Below are 20,716 nucleotides of genomic sequence, written 5' to 3'. Positions count from 1 at the left end.
GTCTCTCACGCTCCAAAACACTGGGGTGATTCGCGGGACGATCTCGCTAATTACCGTTAAGTAACTCTGATTTTAGAGGCCCCCCTCACCTCAGTGATACGTGAGGTTGGTGACAAGGGGGAATCGCAGAGGAGAACTGCCCTGTCGGGGACGGGCCCACGCCCCGACTATGCTCGTGCCGCGCATCCGGTCCCCGTCCAGCCCAGGAGCAGCCACATGGCCCTCAAGATCACCGTGATCGGCACCGGTTATCTCGGTGCCACGCACGCCGCGGCCATGGCCGAGCTGGGATTCGAGGTGCTCGCCCTCGACATCGTGCCCGAGAAGATCGAGAAGCTGGAGCGGGGCGAGGCCCCCATGTACGAACCGGGGTTGGAGGAGCTGCTGCGGCGGCACGTGCCCGGGTTCGAGGGCTCCAGCGGACGGCTGCGCTTCACCCAGGACTGGGCGGAGGTGGGCGCCTTCGGCGACGTCCACTTCCTCTGTGTGAACACGCCGCAGAAGCACGGCGAGTACGCCTGTGACATGTCCTACGTCGAGTCGGCCGTCGCCTCCCTCGCGCCGCACCTGCACGAGCCCGCGCTCGTCGTCGGCAAGTCGACCGTACCGGTGGGCTCCGCCGACCGGCTGGCCCGGACGATCGCCCTGCTCGCGCCGGCCGGGGAGGACGCCGAGCTGGCCTGGAACCCGGAGTTCCTGCGGGAGGGGTTCGCCGTCGAGGACACGCTGCGCCCCGACCGGATCGTCGTCGGCGTGCGCAGCGAGCGGGCCGAGCAGTTGCTGCGCCGGGTGTACGCGACGCCGATCGCCCAGGGGTCGCCGTTCGTCGTCACCGACTTCCCGACCGCCGAACTGGTGAAGACCTCCGCGAACTCCTTCCTCGCCACGAAGATCTCCTTCATCAACGCGATGGCGGAGGTGTGCGAGGCCGCCGGCGGTGACGTCGCCAAGCTGGCGGAGGCCATCGGCTACGACGACCGGATCGGCAAGAAGTTCCTGCGGGCCGGGATCGGCTTCGGCGGCGGGTGCCTGCCGAAGGACATCCGGGCGTTCATGGCCCGCGCCGGTGAGCTGGGCGCCGACCAGGCGCTGACCTTCCTGCGCGAGATCGACTCGATCAACATGCGCCAGCGCGGCCAGATGGTCGAGCTGGCCCGCGAGGCCCTCGGCGGCGGTCCCTTCCTGGGCCGGCGGGTCGCCGTGCTCGGCGCGACCTTCAAGCCCGACTCGGACGACGTACGGGACTCGCCGGCGCTGAACGTCGCCGGGCAGATCCACCTCCAGGGCGGCCAGGTGACGGTCTACGACCCGAAGGGCATGCACAACGCCCGCCGAATCTTCCCGACCCTCGGTTACGCCGAGTCGGCCCTGGAGGCCGTCCGCGGCGCCGACGTCGTCCTGCACCTCACCGAGTGGCGCGAGTTCCGCGAGCTGGACCCGGCGGCGCTCGGCGACGTCGCGGCGGCGAAGGTCATCCTCGACGGCCGCAACGCCCTCGATCCCCAGCTGTGGCGCAAGGCCGGCTGGACCTACCGGGCGATGGGCCGGCCGACCGCCTGAGGCGGCCCCGGGGCCCCGGCGAACGGGCGGTGGAAGCGGACGACGCCGGTTCGGCCGAGGCTCAGTCGGCCGAACCGGCGTCTGGGGGCATTCTGCCGTACCGGGGCGGGCGGTGCCGTGGGTTCGGCGGGCCCACGGCCGGGCACTCGTGCTCTTTCCGAGTACGAGGAGGTACCGCATGGCGCCCGTCGCCCGTCTGCGCAACGTCGTGATCGACTGTCCCGACCCGCACGCGCTGGCCGACTTCTACGCGGCCGTCGCGGGCGGCACGCCCGTGGCCGAGGACGACGAGTGGGTCGTCCTGCTCGTCCCCGACGGGCCGCGGCTCGCCTTCCAGCGGGCGGAGGGTCTCACCCCGCCCGAGTGGCCCCGCTCCGACCGCAACGCCCAGCAGTTCCACCTCGACTTCGACGCGGGTGCGACCTGGGAGGAGGTCGACGCGGCGCACGAGCGCGTGCTGGCGCTGGGGGCCCGGCCGCTGGACCTGGAGGACCGGGAGAAGAAGGACTTCATGGTGTACGCCGATCCGGCGGGACACCCGTTCTGCCTGTGCCGGATCGAGCACCCTTGACGCTGCCGCGGGCCGGGGATGTGGGTGGCCGCAGTTCGGCGGTTCAGCCGTCGAGTTCCGCGATCGTCGCCGTCGACGGCTCCCGGCGTTCCCGGGCCGCGCGGGCGGTGAAGTCCGCGGTGCGCAGCACACGCTGGAGGTTCCCCCAGGTCAGCAGGGCGATGTCGGTCTCCGGCCAGCCGCGGCGCAGGAGCTCGGCGATCAGGTGCGGGTAGGTGGAGACGTCGGCGAGGTCCCGCGGGTGGGCGGCGCCGGTGTCGAAGGCGCCGGACAGGCCGACGCACTGTGGGCCCGCGGTGGCGCGGACGTGGTCGAGGTGGTCGGCGACGTCCCGCAGGGTCGGTCCGCTCTGGTCGGCGGTCAGCGGCACCATGCACAGGCCCCGGGCCGCACCGAGCGCGACGAGCAGCTCGTCGGAGAGGTTGTCGGGGTGCGGGCGCAGCGCGCGGGCGGCGGAGCGGGTGCACAGGACCGGGGTGCGGGAGACGGTGAGGGCGCGGGCGATCGTGGCGTCGGAGGCACCGGAGAGGTCGGCGAGGACGCCGAGCCGGTTCATCTCCCGCACCGCTTCCTCGCCGAACCGGCTCAGCCCCGCCTCGCTCGCCCAGGAGGTCCCGGCGAGGGTGAGGGCGCACAGGCCGAGGGAGTGCAGGACGCGCAGGACGGCGAGGGAGTCGTCGACCGCGGCGGCCGTGGCCGGGCCCAGCAGGACGGCGATCCGGCCCCGGTTGCGGGCGTCGAGGACCTGCCCGGCGCTGTGGGCGGGCTGGAGCGCCTCGGGGTGCGCGCGGATCACCGTCCGTCCGAGGTCGAGCTGTTCCAGGGTGGCGCCGAGGGCGCGGTCGGCGGCGAGGTCCTCGGGCCGGTGCAGCGACCACAGCAGGGCCCCGACCCGGCCCTCGCGCAGGCGGGGCAGGTCGGTGGCGAGGGCGCTCTCGCCGAGCTGGAGCTCGTACCAGGGCAGGCGGCGCAGGGCGCGGGCCAGGCCGCTGTGCCCGTCGGCGACGGGGTGGGCGGCCAGCAGCGCACGGGCCCGGTCCAGGGGGTCGGCGTCGCGTTCGAGAGCGGGGCGGCTGGGTCCGGCGTCGGAGTCCGGGGCGGGGACGCCGGGTACAGCGGCGGAGTCCCGGGCGGGAGCGCCGGGTACGGCGGCGGAATCCAGGACGGGAGCGCCGGGTACAGCGGTGGAGCCCCTGGCCGGAGCGCCGGGTACGGCGGTGGAGTCCGGGGCGGGAGCGTCGGGTGCGATGTCGACGTCGATGTCGGGGCCAAGGGCGGTGACGGGGGCGCGGGGTGCGGCGTCGGGGCCGAGGGCGGCGGCGGGGGCGCCGGGTACGGGGCCGAGGGCGGCGGGGGCGCGGGGTTCGGCGGCCAGGGCGTCCGCGGGGGGCAGCTCGCCGACTTCCGGAGTGGTGTGCAGTGCGTCCTGGAGGTCGGCCATGGCGGTCTCCGTACGTCGGTCAGCAGTACGGTCACGGTCGCACGACGGGCGGGGGCCTTCCTGGTGGGTGGCGCGTTCGGGGGTACGCGCGAGCCGGTCGGCCGCCCCGCGTCACCTGGATCCGCAGGAGTCGGTCCGCGGCCGGCTCCGGGTACGCGCGGTGCCCGCCGGGCGTGCGGTCGGCGCGCAGCGGCCCCTGGGGCTCGTGGTGGCGCCTGGAGCGCTCGCTGATGTCCGTGCGCCGGGCCGGTTCGCCGATCCGCGTCCCCTCCCCACGGGCTCGCACCCTGAGGTGCGGGAGCGGCATCCGATGTACGTGGGCGGGGAGACGGCTGTGCCGGCTTCCCCGCCCTGCACGAGGACGGTCAGCCGTCCAGGGACTCGATCGTCGCGTCCGACGGCCCGCGCGTCGCCTGAAGGCCGCGCGCCACGTCCTCCGCCGCACCCAGTACCCGTACCGCGTTCTGCCAGGTCAGCTTGGCGAGGTCGGACGCCGACCAGCCGCGCTCGAGGAGCTCGGCGACGAGGTTGGGGTAGCCGGAGACGTCGTTCAGGCCCTCGGGGGTGAAGGCCGTGCCGTCGTAGTCGCCGCCGATGCCGAGGTGGTCGATGCCGGCGACCTCGCGCATGTGGTCGAGGTGGTCGGCGACCGTCGCGACCGTGGCGACGGGACGCGGGTGCCGCTCCTCGAAGGCGCGGTGGACGCGCATCGCGTCGGCGGTGGTGGCGAGGTGGTGGAAGCCGTGGGCGCGCATGTTCTCGTCGGCCGCGGCCGTCCAGTCCACGGCCGCCTGGAGCACGAACTTCGGCACGAACGTCACCATCGCGACGCCGCCGTTGGCGGGCAGCCGCTCCAGCACGTCGTCGGGGATGTTGCGCGGGTGGTCGCACACGGCCCGCGAGGAGGAGTGGGAGAAGATCACCGGGGCGGTGGAGGCGTCCAGCGCGTCACGCATGGTGGTCGCCGCCACGTGGGAGAGGTCCACCAGCATGCCGAGCCGGTTCATCTCCCGGACCACCTCGCGGCCGAACGCCGTCAGGCCGCCGGCCCTGGGCACGTCGGTCGCCGAGTCCGCCCAGTCCACGTTGTCGTTGTGGGTGAGCGTCATGTACCGCACGCCGAGCGCGTACAGACAGCGCAGGGTGCCCAGCGAGTTGGCGATGGAGTGGCCGCCCTCGGCTCCCATCAGCGAGGCGATACGGCCCTCGGCGCGCGCCGCCTCCATGTCGGCGGCGGTCAGCGCGGCCCGCAGATCGGCCGGGTGTCGCTCGACGAGCCGCCGTACGCAGTCGATCTGCTCCAGGGTCGCCGGGACCGCGTCGGGCAGGTCCGCGCGGACGTACACCGACCAGTACTGGGCGCCGACGCCGCCCGCGCGCAGGCGGGGCAGGTCGGTGTGCAGGTGGGCGCGCTGGTCGGTGGCGATGTCGCGGGCGTCGAGGTCGTAGCGGACCTGTTCGCGCAGCGCCCAGGGCAAGTCGTTGTGTCCGTCGACGACCGGGAACGCGCGCAGGAGCTCCCGGGCCTCGTCCAGCCGGGTCATCGGCGTCACTTCCCGAAGCCGAAGCCGCCGGCGGACCCCTCGACCTTGGTGCGCAGTCGCTTGCCCTTCTCGGTGGCCTGGTCGTTGAGGTCCTGCTGGAAGTCGCGCATGCGGGCGAGCAGGTCCTCGTCGTGGGTGGCGAGGACACGGGCGGCCAGCAGGCCCGCGTTGCGCGCGCCGGCGACCGAGACCGTGGCGACGGGCACTCCGGCCGGCATCTGCACGATCGACAGCAGGCTGTCCATGCCGTCGAGGTACTTCAGCGGCACGGGCACGCCGATGACGGGCAGCGGCGTGACGGAGGCGAGCATGCCCGGCAGGTGGGCCGCTCCCCCGGCGCCGGCGATGATCACCTTCAGGCCGCGGTCGGCGGCCTGCTCGCCGTAGGCGACCATCTCGCGCGGCATGCGGTGCGCGGAGACGACGTCGACCTCGTAGTCGATCTCGAACTCGTCGAGGGCCTTGGCGGCGGCCTCCATGACGGGCCAGTCGCTGTCGGACCCCATGACGATGCCTACAACCGGGCTCATTCGGTGATCGTGCCTCTCAGGTAGCCGGCAGCGTGACGGGCGCGCTCGAGCACGTCGTCGAGGTCGTCGCCGTAGGTGTTGACGTGACCGACCTTGCGGCCGGGCTTCACGTCCTTGCCGTACATGTGGATCTTCAGCCTGGGGTCGCGGGCCATGCAGTGCAGGTACGCGGAGTACATGTCCGGGTAGTCCCCGCCGAGGACGTTCACCATGACCGTCCACGGGGCGCGCGGGCGCGGATCGCCCAGCGGCAGGTCGAGGACCGCGCGGACGTGGTTGGCGAACTGGCTGGTGACCGCGCCGTCCATGGACCAGTGGCCCGAGTTGTGCGGGCGCATCGCGAGTTCGTTGACGAGGATGCGGCCGTCGCGGGTCTGGAACAGCTCGACGGCCAGGTGGCCGACGACGCCGAGTTCCTTGGCGATGGTCAGGGCCATCTCCTCGGCCTTGAGCGCGAGGGCCTCGTCGAGGTCGGGCGCCGGGGCGATCACGGTGTCGCAGACGCCGTCGACCTGCTGGGACTCCACCACCGGGTAGGCGACGGCCTGGCCGTGCGGGGAGCGGACGACGTTGGCCGCGAGCTCGCGGACGTAGTCGACCTTCTCCTCGGCGAGGACGGGCACGCCGGCCCGGAAGGGTTCCTCCGCCTCGGCCGCGCTGCCGACGACCCACACGCCCTTGCCGTCGTAACCGCCGCGGACCGTCTTCAGGACGACGGGGAAGCCGTCGCCCGCGGCGCCCTCGGGCATGCCCTCCGCCGCGAAGGCCGCCACGTCCTGTGGGCCGGTCACGATGCGGTGGCGTGGGCAGGGCACGCCGATCTCGGTGAGCTTCGCGCGCATCACGCCCTTGTCCTGGGCGTGCACGAGCGCGTCGGGGCCGGGGCGGACGGGGATGCCGTCCGCCTCCAGTGCCCTGAGGTGCTCGGTGGGTACGTGTTCGTGATCGAAAGTGATCACATCGCACCCGCGCGCGAAGTCACGCAGCGTGTCCAGGTCGCGGTAGTCGCCGATGACGACGTCGCTCACCACCTGGGCCGCGGAATCCTGAGGGGTGTCACTGAGGAGCTTGAACCTGATGCCCAACGGGATGCCCGCCTCGTGTGTCATACGAGCGAGCTGGCCCCCGCCGACCATGCCGACTACCGGGAACGTCACGCCCCTAGGGTATCGGCCGCCGCGGACCGGCCCGGTCCCGCGCCTCTCACCCGCCTCTTTCCTGCCTCATACCGTCGCTTTCCCGGCTTCTCACCGAGCCGCCGCCCGGCCGTGAGCCGCAGCACAGGAAACCTTCAGGAGGGGTGGTTAGCATGGCTGGGTTGACGAAACCGACACCCGGACGGGGGCCTGTACGACCATGGGACATGGTTCCTCGGCGGACGGAAGGCTGCGCAGGCTCGCCCGTGAGCTCGCCAAGTTCGGTGCGGTGGGCGGAGCGGGGCTGCTGGTCAACCTCGGTGTGTTCAACCTCGTGCGGCACGTCACCGACCTCCAGGTGGTGCGGGCCAGCGTCATCGCGACGGTCGTCGCCATCGCCTTCAACTACGTCGGTCTGCGCTACTTCGCCTACCGCGATCGGGACAAGAGCGGCCGTACCCGCGAGATGACGTTGTTCCTGCTGTTCAGCGCGGTGGGTCTGGTCATCGAGAACGGGCTCCTGTTCCTGGCGACGTACGGCTTCGGGTGGGACAGCCCGCTGCAGAGCAACGTGTTCAAGTTCATCGGGATCGGCGTCGCCACGCTGTTCCGGTTCTGGTCGTACCGGACGTGGGTGTTCCGCGCGCTGCCCGTGCGGGAAGCCGTGGCGGGGGCGCAGTCGATGCTGGAGGCGGAGTCGCGCAAGCCGAAGCCGCCGCAGCGGGTCGGCTGACGGTCACCTGACCGTCGGCTCCTCGGCCTGCGACCCCTTCTTCTCCGGTGGCGTCCTCGACAGGAACAGGCCGAAGACCGGGGGCTGTGCCTGGAGCATCTCCAGCCGCCCGCCGTCGGCCTCCGCGAGGTCGCGGGCGACCGCGAGACCGATGCCGGTGGAGTTGCGGCCGCTGATGGCCCGCTCGAAGATCCGGGCGCCGAGGTCGGCGGGGACGCCGGGGCCCTCGTCGGTGACCTCGATGACGGCCTGGTTGCCGGTGACACGGGTGCGCAGGGCGACCGTGCCGCCGCCGTGCATCAGGGAGTTCTCGATCAGTGCCGCCAGTACCTGGGCGACCGCGCCGGGCGTGCCGACCGCCTCCAGGTGCCGTTTGCCGGAGCTGACGATCGCGCGGCCCACCCCCCGGTAGGCGGGGCGCCACTCGGCGAGCTGCTGCTGGATGACCTCGTCGAGGTCGAAGGTGACGGCGGAGCCGGTGCGGGGGTCGCGGGAGTTCGTCAGGAGCCGCTCCACGACGTCCGTGAGGCGTTCCACCTGCGTCAGCGCGATCGTCGCCTCCTCCTTCACCGTGTCCGGGTCGTCGGTGAGGGTGATCTCCTCCAGCCGCATCGACAGCGCGGTCAGCGGGGTGCGCAGTTGGTGGGAGGCGTCGGCGGCCAGACGGCGCTCGGCGGTGAGCATGCGGGCGATGCGCTCGGCGGAGGCGTCGAGGACGTCGGCGACCCGGTCCAGCTCGGGGACGCCGTACCGCTTGTGGCGGGGGCGGGGGTCGCCGGAGCCGAGGCGTTCGGCGGTCTCGGCGAGGTCGGTCAGGGGGGAGGCGAGCCGGTTGGCCTGGCGGATGGCCAGCAGGACCGCGGCGATCACCGCGAGCAGCGCCACCAGTCCGATGATCAGCAGTGTCCGGCCGACCTCCCGGGTCACGGAGGAGCGCGGCTCCTCGATGACGACGGTCTCGCCCTTCTCGCCGGTGGCATCACCGCTGATGACGTCGCCCTCGGGCCGGGAGCCGACCTCGATGGCCCGCTGACCGGGGATGCGGATGACGGCGTACCGCTCCTGCGTGACCTGGTCGCTCAGCACCTCGGCGTTCACGGTCTCCTCGCCCAGCAGCCGGCTGTCCACGATGCTGGCCAGCCGCGCCGCCTCCAGCTCCACCCGCTCCTGCGCGCTGTTGCTGATCGTGCGTGTCTCGACGATGACGAGCGACACCCCGAACACGGCGATCACGACGAGCACGACGGCGAGGGTGGACTGGATCAGACGGCGGCGCACGGGCTTCTCCGGACGGTGTTTCTACGGGACGGGTGGGTGCGGCCCACCCGGGGCCGGTCCGCCCGCGACGGCGTTCAGCTCTTCTCGAACCGGAAGCCGACCCCGCGCACGGTGGCGATGTACCGGGGGTTGGCCGCGTCGTCGCCCAGCTTCTTGCGCAGCCAGGAGATGTGCATGTCGAGCGTCTTGGTCGAGGACCACCACGTGGTGTCCCACACCTCGCGCATCAGCTGGTCGCGGGTGACGACCCGCCCCGCGTCCCGCACGAGCACCCGCAGCAGGTCGAACTCCTTGGCGGTGAGCTGGAGCTCCTCCTCGCCCATCCAGGCGCGGTGCGACTCGACGTCGATGCGCACGCCGTGGGTGGCGGGCGGCTGCTGCGGTTCCGAGGCACCGCGCCGCAGCAGGGCCCGGACCCGGGCGAGGAGCTCGGCGAGGCGGAAGGGTTTGGTGACGTAGTCGTCGGCGCCCGCGTCCAGACCGACGACGGTGTCCACCTCGTCGGCGCGCGCGGTCAGGATGAGGACCGGAATGGCATGGCCCTCGGCGCGCAGCCGGCGGGCCACCTCCAGGCCGTCCATGCCGGGCAGGCCGAGGTCCAGCACGACCAGGTCGACACCGCCCTGCATTCCGGCGTCGAGCGCGGACGGTCCGTCCTCGCGCACCTCGACCTCGTACCCTTCCCGGCGCAGTGCGCGGGCCAGCGGCTCCGAGATGGACGCGTCGTCCTCGGCGAGCAGTACACGGGTCATGAGCCGATGGTAGTCCGGGTGGGGCGCACCCAGAGGTGTGACGGCGGCCGCTCTTTCTTACCTGTGGACATGCCGGACAACCGGCTCCGCGTCCCGCCGGGATCTTGGTACGGACCTGCGGTCACGGGATGTCATCCTGGTATGGACCTTGGAAACCGGGCATACGGTTCCATGATCGCCTGTGATGCCTGTCTCAAGTCCTTCTATATCCGGCAGTGTCCTGCCCTATGGTGAAAGACGCATGTAGCACGCAGCGACCTTCGGCGGCCGTTCGACGCTGGGGGTCTCTTCTGTGTGCGGGCCGACATCCACCGGCTCCACACCGTGCGTCCCGACCAGCAAGGAACGACCATGGCGTCCAGCCTGACGAAGGACTCGGTCCATCCGGACACCCCCGGCTCCGGGAAGACCTTCTTCGGCCACCCCCGCGGACTGGCCACTCTCTTCATGACCGAGATGTGGGAGCGGTTCTCCTACTACGGCATGAAGGCTCTGCTCCCGCTGTACCTGGTGGCACCGGGCGGCCTGCACCTGAGCGCGGCCACCGCGACCGCGATCTACTCGGTGTACCTGTCCCTCGTGTACCTGCTCGCCCTCCCGGGCGGCTGGTTCGCGGACCGCGTGCTCGGCCCCCGCAGGACGGTCGCCGTCGCGGGCGCGATCATCATGCTGGGCCACCTGACCCTGGCCCTGCCGAACTCCGGCACCTTCTACGCCGGCCTCGGCCTGGTCGCGATCGGGTCCGGCCTGCTGAAGGCCAACATCTCCACGATGGTGGGCCACCTCTACGACGGCCCGGACGACCCGCGCCGTGACGGCGGCTTCACCGTCTTCTACATCGGCATCAACCTGGGTGCCTTCGCCGCCCCGCTGGTCATCGGCACGGTCGGCGAGAACGTCAACTGGCACCTGGGCTTCGCGCTCGCCGCGCTCGGCATGGCGCTGGGCCTCGCCCAGTTCCTGTTCGGCAGCCGCCACCTCAGCTCCCGCTCGGACATCGTCCCCACGCCGATGACCGCCGCCGAGAAGACCGCCACGCTGCGCAAGTCGGCGCTGTGGGCGGCCGTCGCCGCCGTGTTCTACGCGATCGTCGGCTTCTCCGGCCACTACACGCTGAACTGGCTGCTGGTCCCGATCACCGTCGCCGGTCTCGTCATCCCGGTGATGGTCATCGCCCGCATCAAGCGGGACAAGGAGCTGGACCGCGCCGAGCAGTCGAAGATGTCCGCGTACATCTGGTTCTTCGTCGCCGCGGCCGTGTTCTGGATGATCTACGACCAGGGCGGTTCGACCGTCTCGCTGTTCGCCGAGGCCTCGGCCGACAACAGCGTCTTCGGCTGGGAGTTCCCGGTCTCCTGGTACCAGTCGGTCAACCCGGTCATGATCATGGCGCTGGCCCCGGTCTTCGCCTGGGCGTGGCTGGCGCTGGCGCGGCGCGGCAAGGAGCCGAGCACCGCGGTGAAGTTCGCGATGGGCCTGGTCCTGATCGGCGCGTCCTTCCTCCTGTTCCTCGCCCCGCTGTCGATCGCCGAGGGCGGTCACAAGGCGGCCGCGATGTGGCTGGTCGGCATCTACTTCGTCCAGACCGTCGGTGAGCTGACGCTCTCCCCGGTCGGCCTGTCGGTCACCACGAAGATGGCGCCGGCCAAGTACGCCTCGCAGATGATGGGCGTCTGGTTCCTGGCCGTCACCGCCGGTGACGCCACGACCGGTCTGCTCTCCATCGCCGGCGTCGACCTCAACCGGACGGGCGTCGTGGCCCTGGAGGCCGTGCTCGCCGTGGTCGCCGGTACGGCGGTGTGGATGTACCGCAAGCGCGTCAAAGAGCTCATGGGCGACGTCCACTGACGGCCGCCGTCGTCCGTTGACGGCCATGGGTGCCCACTGACGTCCGACGCTCCCGGAGGGCCGCCGCGACCTGGTCGCGGCGGCCCTCCGCGCGTTCCGTCCGCTCAGCGCCGGTGCCGTGGTTCGTGCTCGCTGCGCTCAGTGCGGGTGCCGTCGTCCCGGCAGGAACGTGAACACGGCCCCGCCGAGCAGGATCGCCGTGCCGGCGACCAGGCCGAGGGCCTTCAGGGTGCCGTGGTCGTCGGCGCCGGTCTCGGCGAGGCCGCCGCCGGTCGACGCACCGCCTGTGGAGGACGACGAACCGCCTGCGGCGCCGTTGCCGCCGCCGGAGGCGCCGCTCGCCTGCTCGGTGGTGTCGAGGGTGAGGGAGACCTGCGTCCGGTCGGGGGTGCAGGTGGTGGTCGTGCCGAGGGCCTCGACGGTCAGGACGCCGGGCGAGAGCGTCGACTCACCCGTCGCGCCCGGCTTGTACGTGCCGGTCAGGTCGGGGATCTCGATCGGGGCGCCCGACGTGAACGGGGCCGCGTTGGTGGGGCCCTCCACCCGCACCGCACCCCGGTCGGCACCGCCGATCACGATCTGCATCGACGGCTTCACCGCGTTCGCGGGGATGTCGATGGGGCTGTTCATCACCGACTTCTTGAACTGCACGGTGAGGTCGTAGCTCCCGCCGTTCCTGCGTGCGTCGATCTGCACCGGTGAGGTCGCCTTCTTCTCGCCGATGGGCGAGGCACAGGTGTAGGGGATGTCGACGACCTTGCCGGTGAAGTCGGTCCGGCCCCCACCGCTTCCCGAGGGCGAGGGCGACGCGGACGGACTCGCGGAGGCGGACGGCGACCCGGACGGGGACGGTGAGGCCGACGGCGACGGCGACGGGGACGTGGACGGGCTCGGGGAACCGCTCGACGGGCCGCCCTCCCCCGCCGTCACGGTGATGGTGGCCGCCGGCTGCACCGGCTCCTTCGGCGCGCACCTGGTGTCCGTCGACAGCGCGTTGACGACGTACGCGTCCGGCGTCAGCGTCACCTGCCCCGCCGTCGTCAGCTTCAGGGAGCCCTTCATCGCGGCCAGCACCATCGTGCCGCCCTTCGGGATCGGCGGGTTCTCGCGCGGGCCCCGCATCGCGACGTCGGCCGTCTGCGCCCCGGCCGCCTTCAGCGTCCCGGACGGCTGCACCGAGTTCGCGGGCAGGTCGATGAGGTCGGGGTTCTTGGAGGCGGCCCGGGTGAACGTCCACACGACGTCGACGGTGTCGCCGACCTTCGCCGCGGCCGGGGCGGTGATCTCGACCTCCGTGGTGCCGTCGACCTCGGGCAGGCCGACGCCGGCGGGCGGGATGCAGCGGGTGGCGTAGGACACCTCGGCGGCCCGAGCCTGCGGCACGGCCACGGTCAGCAGGACGGTGGTCCCGCAGGCCAGGACGGCGGCCGCCGCCGCGGCGGCTCCGCGCCGCCCCCGGGGTACGGCTCTCTCGCGTCTGTCGCGCTTGCTCACGGGGTTCCCTTCCTGCCGGGAGTCGTGGGGGTGGTCGGGTGGTCGTCGTGCGGTGCGGAGAGCCGGCCCGCCGGGCCCGGAACGCGGTCCGGGGTGAACCACGGCAGGGTCGAGGCGGGGGTGGCGTCCGGAGCGGGCGATTCCTCGAGGACGTCGGCCCGGCGCCACGGGAGGCGGACGGACCGGGGCCGGGAGGCGGGGGTGGCGCGCCGGTGCGGCCGGGGCCGGGACGCGCGGGTGGTGCGGGCGCGCGGCCGCGGGCGGGAGGCCCGCGTGGGCGGGCGGGGGCGGACCTTGTCCACCACGGCCATCCCGATGCGGAACACCGCCGCCGGGACGACCAGACAGAGCAGGATCCAGAACAGGGTCACGCCCCACGGCCGGTCCACACCCCACGGCTGGTCGGCGAGGACCTTTCCGCCGTACTTCAGGGAGACGGTGTAGGCGCCGTGCGCGCCCGCGGTGAGCTCGACGGGCAGGGTGACACGGGCCTTGGCGCCGGGCGCGATGGTGCCGCGCCAGCGGCGTTCGTCCCACTGCGGGGCGAACACGCCGTGGGCGGTGCCCACCTGGAAGACGGGGTCGCGCACCTCCGCGGTGCCCACGTTGCCCACGGTGACGACCAGGGTGCGGGAAGGCGGGGCACCGAACCAGGTCAGCAGCCCGTCAGAGCCCTCCAGACGGGGGCCGGCGAGCACCGACAGGCGTCCGCCCGCCCGATCGGCGGGCAGCGGTTCGACGGGGTGCCCGGCCACCTGGAACACCGCGTCGGCCTGCGCCTTGGGCCCGGTCGCGGTGGTCACGTGGACCACGCAGGGGCAGGGCACCGGCGGTTCGGACACCGGCAGGGCACGGCTGAAGGTGCCGGCGGCGTCGGTGGTGACGGCCCGGCCGTCCGCGTTGGCGCAGGAGTTGGTGCCGCCGACGATCCCCTTCGACGGGTCGGCCTGCCCGCAGATCAGCAGCATCAGCAGCGCGCGCGCCCGCCAGCCGCTGCCGCTGATAGTGATCGAGCCGCCCGTCCCCGCCTGGGAGGCCGACAGACGGACGGTCGGGGGGCCCGCCGCGGCGGCCGGCCCCGCCGCCCAGGGCACCAGGAGCAGCGCCGGAACGACCGCCAGCACGACCGCCCGGACCGCCCGCAGGACCGCCCGCACCGGGACCCGCAGCTCGCCGCTCACGCCGGCCGCACCTCCTCGGCCGCCTCCCGGCGCGCGTCCGCGCCGTGAGCCACCTCCCGGCGCGTGTCCTCTCCGCGCGATCCCTCCGGACGCGTGTCCTCCGGGCGCGTCGCCTCCCGGCGTGTGTCCTTTCCGCGCCGTCGGCGGCGGTGCAGGGCGACGGGGAGCGCGCCGGCCAGCAGGGTGCCGGCCGCGGCACCGGCCGCCGTGCCCCACGGCACGAACCGCGCCGACGCCTCACCCGTGGCGTGCGCGCCGCCGGAGGCGGTCACGGTCACCCGGACGGTGACGGCGTCCAGGACGGGACGGTCCGGCCAGGGTTCGCTGAGCCGCAGACGGTGCCCCGGGGGCAGACGGACGGGCAGGGCACGCGGTGCGCGGTCGAGGATGGCGCCGAGAACGCCGTCCGCACGCACCGCCAGCCGCGGCACCAGGGCCGTCGTACCCCGGTTGACCAGCTCGTACGTGATGCGGTCGGCGCGCACGGCGACGTGCTCGACGGTCAGCGCCGCCAGCCGCGGCCCGCCGACCCGCAGCAGCATCCCCACGCTCGCCTCGCGACCGGCGGAGTCCCGGGCGACGAGCGTGCCCGCGCGGTCGCCGGGGGCGGCGTCCGGGGGAACGGCGACGGTGAACGGAATCTCGGCCCGGGTGCGGGCGGGGACGCGGACGGTGGTCCTGGCGAGGATGGCCGGGAGACGGGTGGCGCGCAGTTGGACGGTGAGCGGCCGGCTGCCCCGGTTGGTGACGGCGAGCGTGTCCTGCAGCACCGCCCCGGGCACCCCCTCGGCGTAGAAGGACGGCCGCCCGCCACCGGTGGGCGCGAGGGACCAGCCGTCGGCCGGCCGGCCGTGGGCGGACCGACTGCCGGCGGCCGGGCCCTCGGCTGCGGCCGGCAGCAGCGGCAGGGCCAGCAGCAGGGCACAGACGGCGGCGTACGGCGTGGGCGGCATCGGCGGCTCCAGCGGCTGGGTGCGGCTCGTGCGGAGGATCGCGCCTCCACGGGCTCGGCGCGGGGGCGCGGCTGAGCGTTCCGGTGCGGAGGGTGCGGCTCCGCGGCTCCGCGGCTCGGTGCGGAGGGCGCGGCTCCGCGGCTCGGTGCGGAAGGGTGCGGCTCGGTGCGCAGTCGCGGCTCCGCGGCTCGGTGCGGAGGGCGTCGCGTCGGTCAGTGCGGGCGTTGTCTGCGGGTCAGCCACAGGGTGCCCGCGGCGCCGACCAGCAGGACCGTTCCGCCGAAGGTGGCCAGGGCGATCGCGGAGTCCTCCGGGCCGGTCTGCGGGAGCGTGCCGCCGTCGCCCTTGCTCCCGCCCGCACCGCCGCTTCCGCCGCTTCCGCCGCTTCCGCCACTTCCGCCGGACCCGCCGCCGCCCGGGGCCGTCACGTCGAGGGTGAGCGAGGGTCCCGGGCTGTTGGTGGGGGTGCACGTCGTCGTGGTGCCGAGCGCCTTGATGGTGAGCACACCGGCCGTGAAGGTGACCTTGCCGGTCTTCTCCGGGGTGTACGTGCCGCTCAGGTCGCTGATCTTGATGGGCGTGTCGGCCGGGACGGCCGCCTGGTTGGCGGGGCCGGTGACGGTCAGGGTCCCGCTGTCGGCGCCGCCGAGCCTGATCGTGGCGCTCGGGTTCATCGAGCCCTTGCCGAGTTCGACCGGACTGGAGGAGACGCCCTTCTGCCAGGACATGGTGATGCGGTAGCCGGCGCCGCTGCGGACGCCCTTGATGTCGATGGGCGAGACGGCGCTCTTGTCGCCGATGGGCGTCTTGCAGGAGTAGTTGACGTCGACGGCCTCGGCCGCGGCCGGCGGGGCGGCCGTCCACACGGCCGCGCCGGCCAGGGCCGTGGCGGTCGCGAGCGCGGCGCTTCGCTTCCCGTGGGGCACGGTCCCCTCCTTCCTGACAGTTCCTGACGATGCGTCGCCGACCATTACTGACGATGCATCAGATCGGGTGACCGAGCCGTCAAGGTACGCCCGGGGCCGTGAGGAAGGAAGAGACGGTGCGCGCCGGAGTTCGCGGGACCCGGCGCGCGTGCCGTCGGCCGTCAGAGGGCCTCCGTGGCCCGTTCAGGAAGGCCTCCGGGGCTCGTCACGGGGCCGTCAGGACGTCCGGGAGGCCCCAGCGGCGCAGCACCTCCGGCACGGCCACCGTCCCGTCGGCCCGCTGGTGCTGCTCCAGCAGGGCGGGCAGCAGCCGGCTGGTGGCCAGGCCCGAGGCGTTGAGGGTGTGCAGGTACCGCGAGCGTCCGCCGTCCGCCGGGCGGTAGCGCATGCCGCCGCGCCGGGCCTGGTAGTCCCGGGCGTTCGACACCGAGCTGACCTCCGCGTACGCCCCGAGGCTCGGCAGCCACACCTCGACGTCGTACGTCTTCGCCTGCGCGGGGCTGGTGTCCCCGGCGGCGAGCCGGGTGACGCGGTGGTGCAGGCCGAGCCCGGTGACCAGTTCCTCGGCGCGGGCGAGGAGGTCGAGCTGTGCCCGTTCCGAGTCCTCGGGCCGGACGAACTGCACGAGTTCCACCTTGTTGAACTGGTGGCCGCGCAGGGTGCCGCGCTCCGCCGTCCGGTGGGCGCCCCCCTCCCTGCGGTAACAGGGCGTGTACGACACGTACTTGAGCGGCAGGTCACGCTCGTCGAGCGTCTCGCCGCGGTGCAGGTTCACCAGCGCGGTCTCGGCCGTGGGCAGGAGGAAGCGCGCGGGCCGGCCGTCCTCGCCGCGCTCGGTGACGAAGACCTCGTCGGTGAACTTGGGGAACTGCCCCGCCGTGTATCCGGCCTCGTACGTCAGTACGTGCGGCGGCAGCACGAACTCGTAGCCGGCCCGGCGGTGCGTGTCGAGGAAGTGGTTGAGCAGCGCCCACTCGAGGGCGGCGCCCTGCCCCCGGTAGACCCAGTGCCCGCTGCCCGCGAGGGCCGTGCCGCGCCGGTGGTCGACCAGCCGCAGTTCCTCCGTGAGCCGCACGTGGTCCTTCGCCCGGAACCCGAACGCGGGCCGTAGTCCGGTCACCCGGACCACCTCGTTGGCCTCCTTCCCGCCGGCGGGCACGTCGTCGTCCGGCAGATTCGGCAGGCCGTCGAGCAAAGCCCGATGGCGCGCGGCCAACCGGGCGAGCTCCGCCTCGGCCCCCGCCAGCCGAACCCCGACATCGGCGGCCTGCCGACGGAGGTCTTCGGGGGTAGGGACGGTGCCGGTGCCGGCCCCGATGGCTGCGTCGGTCGCGGGCCCGGTCGCGGGCGCGGGGCCGGTGCCTGGGTCCGGCGCGGGGCCGGTGTCGGCGTCCGGCGCCGGGTGGCTCCCCGTGATGGGCGCAGGGCGGGTGTCGGGGCCGGCTTCGGTGGCGGTGTCGGGCGCGGTCCCGGTCGCGCGCGCGACGTCGGGTGCAGGGCCGGTGTCGGTGTCGGCGTCCGGCGCGGGGCCGGTGCCTGGGTCCGGCGCAGGGCCGGTGTCGGCGTCCGGCGCGGGGCCGGTGTCGGCGTCCGGCGCCGGGGCGCTCCCCGTGATGGGCGCAGGGCGGGTGTCGGGGCCGGCCCCGGTCGCGGCGTCCGGCGCAGGGCCGGGGCGAACAGCGGCCGCGGCCCCGCCCTCCGCCCCGGCCCGGCGGTGGGCCGCGATGCGGGCCGAGAGGTGGTTGCGTTGCGCGCGCAGGTGTTCCACCGTCGCGCGGGCCTCGCGGTAGGCGGTGTCCAGGGCCAGGAAGGCCGGTACGTCGAAGTCCACGGCGCGTTTGCGCAGCGCCTCGCGGACCTGGTCGGGATGGGTGCGGATGAGGGTGACGTCGAGCACCGGAACACGCTCCGTCCGGTCGATCGGGACGGACGTGGCCGCCCCGGGGTGGCCCCTCGGGGCGTGGGCGAGAGGGTGCTCGCGGTGCCACCACGCCTTCACCGCCGTGTGCCGTGCGCGGGCGGACCCGGCTGCCGCACGGCGTGCGACGGTCTCGTTCGGGCCCGATGACGGGGGCCGGCCGGCGGGGCATTGCCTCCCCGCACTCGGGAGGGGATTCGCCTCGGAGCGCGAGGCCGCCTTTCCAGCTACCGGCGGCTCTCTCGACTCGCGGGGTCCGGGCTACTTGTCTCCGTCAGCGCGTTGCAGGTGAGCGTAGGCGCCCGCGACGCACGGGGAGAAACGAATTTCCGGCAGGGCCGCCGGCGCCGTCCGTCTCACGCGGGGGCGCCCAGTTCCGCCCAGACCGTCTTGCCCGCGACACCGGGGTTGCGGACGACCCCCCAGTCCAGGCAGAGCCGCTGCACGATGAACATGCCGTGTCCACCGGGGCGGCCCGCGCGGTGCGGGGTGCGGGGGGCCGGTTGTCCGGTGCCGCGGTCGGAGACCTCGACGCGGATGACCTTGTTGTCGCAGCCGAGGACGAGCTGGTCGGGGCCCTCGGCGTGCAGGCAGGCGTTGGTGACCAGTTCGGAGACGACGAGCAGCACGTCCTCGGCGGCTGCCCGCTGGTCGGCGCCGGCGGCGGGCAGCCATCCCCACGCGTACAGCGCCTGACGGGCGAAGTCGCGGGCGAGCGGAACGACTCCGCTCTCGCCGTCGAAGCTCAGCCTGCGGACCTGACGACCCGCCGACGCCCCCGAAGCGCCGCTGGGCTCCGGGCCGCGGTCGCCCGGCGAGCAAGGCCGGGTGGTGCTCATCAGCGCTTCACCTCACCGATTCACCTGTTCACGTTGCCCACGGAGGGGAACTTCACCAATGAAGGACTCAGTCACACACATCTCAGTACACACGGTCACGCACCGCCGCACGGTCGGTCTGCGCATCCCGCCCCCCTTCTCGTACTGTGCCACCGACATGTTCAGGATGTTCTCCTGCCCGACGGAACCGGCGGAACACCCCCCGTTCGCCCGTATGTGCCCCATCCCGTCCACCCACGAGTGCCGTGACGCACGGTGACCGCCGCGGGCGCCGCGGCCGGCGGGGCTCACGGGACCGGCGAGGCAGGCGGGGCGCTCAGGACGGGCACCGTCCCGGTCCGGACCCGGACAGGCCGACGGGACGGCCGGAGGCGTGCCGCCGGTCGCCCACCGATTGCCCACCGGTCAGCCTTCCCGGTCGCCGCCGGCGTCCGCCAAGGCCGCTTCGACCGTGTCGTGCACGGTGAAGACGGCGTCCGCCCCGGTGATCTCGAAGACCCGTGCCACCACCGGCAGCATGCCGGCCAGATGCACTCCGCCACCGGCCGCCTCCGCCTTCAGGCGCGCGCCGAGCAGCACGTTGAGCCCCGTGGAGTCGCAGAACTCCAACCGGGTGCAGTCGACGACCAGCCGGCTCAGCCCCGCCGAGAGGCACTCCTCCAGAGGCTCGCGCAACAAATCGGCCGTATGGTGATCCAACTCACCGGCGGGGGTCACGACGGCGCTGGAGCCCTCTTCCCGCACCTCCACCAGAAGCCGGCCAGACTGTGCGCTGCCGACCGTCCCGCGGTCCATGCCGTCTCTTCTCCCGAGGTCGTAACTGCTTGCTGACGCCCTCGAACACTACGCCTTCGATACGCACTCCGACAGCCGAACAATCACCCACAAACGGACACAATCGAACAAAATGCACTTGCGATCGGTCGAGTAAAGCGGGTAGGGCTAGATGGAACACGTACCCGACACGGCCGGCTTTGGAGGCGCCGCACACCGTAGTGCACGCACTGGCTTCGGCAGCCATATGCCGAGAACGATGGAGGACATCATGTCATCCCGGCTCGACGCTCCGCATACCCACAGGGCGCCGTCGACACCCCCACCGGATCATCTGAATCCCTTCACGCAGGACAGCGATCCCGCCGACGGTCTCATCGGGCTCCCGGAGATCCCCCCGTTCGACGAGGTCGGTCCCGTCGACGCGCGGGCCCTGTCCAAGACCCTCTTCGAGCGGCTGGAGTCGCTGGAGGAAGGCACGTACGAGTACTCGTACGTGCGCAACACCCTCGTCGAACTGAACCTCGCCCTGGTCAAGTTCGCCGCCTCCCGCTTCCGCTCCCGCAGCGAGCCCATGGAGGACATCATCCAGGTCGGCACGATCGGCCTGATCAAGGCGATCGACCGCTTCGAGCTCAGCCGAGGTGTGGAGTTCCCCACCTTCGCGATGCCAACCATCATCGGCGAGATCAAGCGGTTCTTCCGCGACACCTCGTGGTCGGTGCGGGTCCCGCGCCGGCTCCAGGAACTCCGTCTCGACCTCGCCAAGGCCGGTGACGAACTGGCCCAGAAGCTCGACCGCGCGCCCACCGTCGCGGAGCTGGCCGAACGCCTCGGCATCTCCAACGAGGAGGTCGTCGAGGGCATGGCCGCGTCGAACGCGTACACCGCCGCCTCGCTGGACGCCCAGCCCGAGGAGGACGACGCCGAGGGCGCCCTCGCCGACCGCATCGGCTACGAGGACCACGGCATCGAGGGCATCGAGTACGTCGAGTCGCTGAAGCCGCTGATCGCCGAGCTGCAGCCCCGGGACCGGCAGATCCTCTCGCTCCGCTTCGTCGCCGGCATGACCCAGTCGGAGATCGGCGAGGAGCTCGGCATCTCCCAGATGCACGTCTCCCGCCTGCTGTCGCGCACCCTCGTGCGACTGCGCAAGGGGCTGACCCTGGAGGAGTGAGGCGGCGGACGGCGCACCTCCGCTGCGAAGACCAGTGCGGGCCACGCCCGGTGAGCGGACT

General features: G+C 73.0%; 18 protein-coding genes. 5 read left to right on the top strand and 13 right to left on the bottom strand.

All coding sequences use genetic code 11. The annotated features are described in order from the left end of the window. Nucleotides 1-216 precede the first annotated feature (216 nt). Entirely contained in the window at nucleotides 217-1,560 is a 1,344-nt protein-coding gene (locus ACZ4YY_RS24005; RefSeq protein WP_468293680.1) for a UDP-glucose dehydrogenase family protein, read from the top strand. Between the two features lie 178 nt (nucleotides 1,561-1,738). Beyond that, complete coding sequence (locus ACZ4YY_RS24000) at nucleotides 1,739-2,131, top strand: VOC family protein (protein WP_468293678.1); 393 nt, start codon at nucleotides 1,739-1,741, stop codon at nucleotides 2,129-2,131. Between the two features lie 43 nt (nucleotides 2,132-2,174). Here the strand turns inward: ACZ4YY_RS24000 and ACZ4YY_RS23995 are convergent, their stop codons facing one another. The 4 genes from ACZ4YY_RS23995 to ACZ4YY_RS23980 all read right to left on the bottom strand — a co-directional run bounded on the left by ACZ4YY_RS23995 (nucleotide 2,175) and on the right by ACZ4YY_RS23980 (nucleotide 6,803). Continuing rightward, complete coding sequence (locus ACZ4YY_RS23995) at nucleotides 2,175-3,572, bottom strand: dipeptidase (RefSeq protein WP_468293675.1); 1,398 nt, start codon at nucleotides 3,570-3,572, stop codon at nucleotides 2,175-2,177. A gap of 365 nt (nucleotides 3,573-3,937) precedes the next feature. Beyond that, a complete protein-coding gene (locus ACZ4YY_RS23990; protein ID WP_468293789.1) occupies nucleotides 3,938-5,116 on the bottom strand; it encodes a dipeptidase in 1,179 nt (392 codons plus the stop codon). A gap of 5 nt (nucleotides 5,117-5,121) precedes the next feature. Then, nucleotides 5,122-5,646: a 5-(carboxyamino)imidazole ribonucleotide mutase gene (gene purE / locus ACZ4YY_RS23985; RefSeq protein WP_468293672.1), complete on the bottom strand. Its 525-nt coding sequence runs from the start codon at nucleotides 5,644-5,646 to the stop codon at nucleotides 5,122-5,124. After that, nucleotides 5,643-6,803 carry a 5-(carboxyamino)imidazole ribonucleotide synthase gene (locus ACZ4YY_RS23980; protein ID WP_468293669.1) on the bottom strand — a complete coding sequence of 387 codons (1,161 nt, stop codon included), beginning with the start codon at nucleotides 6,801-6,803 and terminating at the stop codon, nucleotides 5,643-5,645. Before ACZ4YY_RS23980 ends, purE begins: the two co-directional genes overlap by 4 nt. A 199-nt stretch (nucleotides 6,804-7,002) precedes the next feature. Here ACZ4YY_RS23980 and ACZ4YY_RS23975 point away from each other — a divergent pair, with 199 nt between their 5' ends. After that, nucleotides 7,003-7,515: a GtrA family protein gene (locus ACZ4YY_RS23975; protein ID WP_468293666.1), complete on the top strand. Its 513-nt coding sequence runs from the start codon at nucleotides 7,003-7,005 to the stop codon at nucleotides 7,513-7,515. Nucleotides 7,516-7,518: 3 nt separating this feature from the next. Here the strand turns inward: ACZ4YY_RS23975 and ACZ4YY_RS23970 are convergent, their stop codons facing one another. Both ACZ4YY_RS23970 and ACZ4YY_RS23965 read right to left on the bottom strand, forming a co-directional pair. Beyond that, nucleotides 7,519-8,793: an ATP-binding protein gene (locus tag ACZ4YY_RS23970; RefSeq protein WP_468293663.1), complete on the bottom strand. Its 1,275-nt coding sequence runs from the start codon at nucleotides 8,791-8,793 to the stop codon at nucleotides 7,519-7,521. A 74-nt stretch (nucleotides 8,794-8,867) separates the two neighbouring features. Continuing rightward, nucleotides 8,868-9,545, bottom strand: coding sequence for a response regulator transcription factor (locus tag ACZ4YY_RS23965; RefSeq protein WP_468293660.1), 678 nt, complete (start codon nucleotides 9,543-9,545; stop codon nucleotides 8,868-8,870). A 351-nt stretch (nucleotides 9,546-9,896) separates the two neighbouring features. Here ACZ4YY_RS23965 and ACZ4YY_RS23960 point away from each other — a divergent pair, with 351 nt between their 5' ends. Next, nucleotides 9,897-11,393, top strand: a complete 1,497-nt coding sequence (locus ACZ4YY_RS23960) for an oligopeptide:H+ symporter (RefSeq protein WP_468293657.1) — start codon at nucleotides 9,897-9,899, stop codon at nucleotides 11,391-11,393. Between the two features lie 138 nt (nucleotides 11,394-11,531). Here ACZ4YY_RS23960 and ACZ4YY_RS23955 read toward each other — a convergent pair whose 3' ends face one another. The 7 genes from ACZ4YY_RS23955 to ACZ4YY_RS23925 form a co-directional block, all read right to left on the bottom strand. Next, on the bottom strand, nucleotides 11,532-12,812 hold the full coding sequence (locus ACZ4YY_RS23955; RefSeq protein ID WP_468293787.1) for a hypothetical protein: 1,281 nt from the start codon (nucleotides 12,810-12,812) through the stop codon (nucleotides 11,532-11,534). 71 nt (nucleotides 12,813-12,883) lie between these two features. Then, nucleotides 12,884-14,032 (bottom strand): hypothetical protein, encoded by a 1,149-nt coding sequence (locus ACZ4YY_RS23950; RefSeq protein ID WP_468293784.1) that lies wholly within the window; start codon nucleotides 14,030-14,032, stop codon nucleotides 12,884-12,886. Between the two features lie 32 nt (nucleotides 14,033-14,064). Next, the gene (locus ACZ4YY_RS23945; protein ID WP_468293654.1) at nucleotides 14,065-15,021 is read right to left on the bottom strand and encodes a COG1470 family protein; all 957 of its coding nucleotides are present in this window, start codon (nucleotides 15,019-15,021) and stop codon (nucleotides 14,065-14,067) included. 212 nt (nucleotides 15,022-15,233) lie between these two features. After that, complete coding sequence (locus tag ACZ4YY_RS23940) at nucleotides 15,234-15,947, bottom strand: LPXTG cell wall anchor domain-containing protein (RefSeq protein ID WP_468293650.1); 714 nt, start codon at nucleotides 15,945-15,947, stop codon at nucleotides 15,234-15,236. 205 nt (nucleotides 15,948-16,152) lie between these two features. Next, nucleotides 16,153-17,844, bottom strand: coding sequence for a serine--tRNA ligase (serS, locus tag ACZ4YY_RS23935; RefSeq protein WP_468293647.1), 1,692 nt, complete (start codon nucleotides 17,842-17,844; stop codon nucleotides 16,153-16,155). 377 nt (nucleotides 17,845-18,221) lie between these two features. Then, nucleotides 18,222-18,704: an ATP-binding protein gene (locus ACZ4YY_RS23930; RefSeq protein ID WP_468293644.1), complete on the bottom strand. Its 483-nt coding sequence runs from the start codon at nucleotides 18,702-18,704 to the stop codon at nucleotides 18,222-18,224. A gap of 405 nt (nucleotides 18,705-19,109) precedes the next feature. Further along, entirely contained in the window at nucleotides 19,110-19,499 is a 390-nt protein-coding gene (locus ACZ4YY_RS23925) for an STAS domain-containing protein (RefSeq protein WP_468293641.1), read from the bottom strand. A 238-nt stretch (nucleotides 19,500-19,737) separates the two neighbouring features. Here ACZ4YY_RS23925 and ACZ4YY_RS23920 point away from each other — a divergent pair, with 238 nt between their 5' ends. Further along, a complete protein-coding gene (locus ACZ4YY_RS23920; RefSeq protein WP_468293638.1) occupies nucleotides 19,738-20,655 on the top strand; it encodes an RNA polymerase sigma factor SigF in 918 nt (305 codons plus the stop codon). Nucleotides 20,656-20,716 lie beyond the last annotated feature (61 nt).

It is taken from the genome of Streptomyces sp. NPDC030143 (genome assembly GCF_055573695.1).
This window is presented reverse-complemented; position numbering and strand designations above follow the sequence as displayed.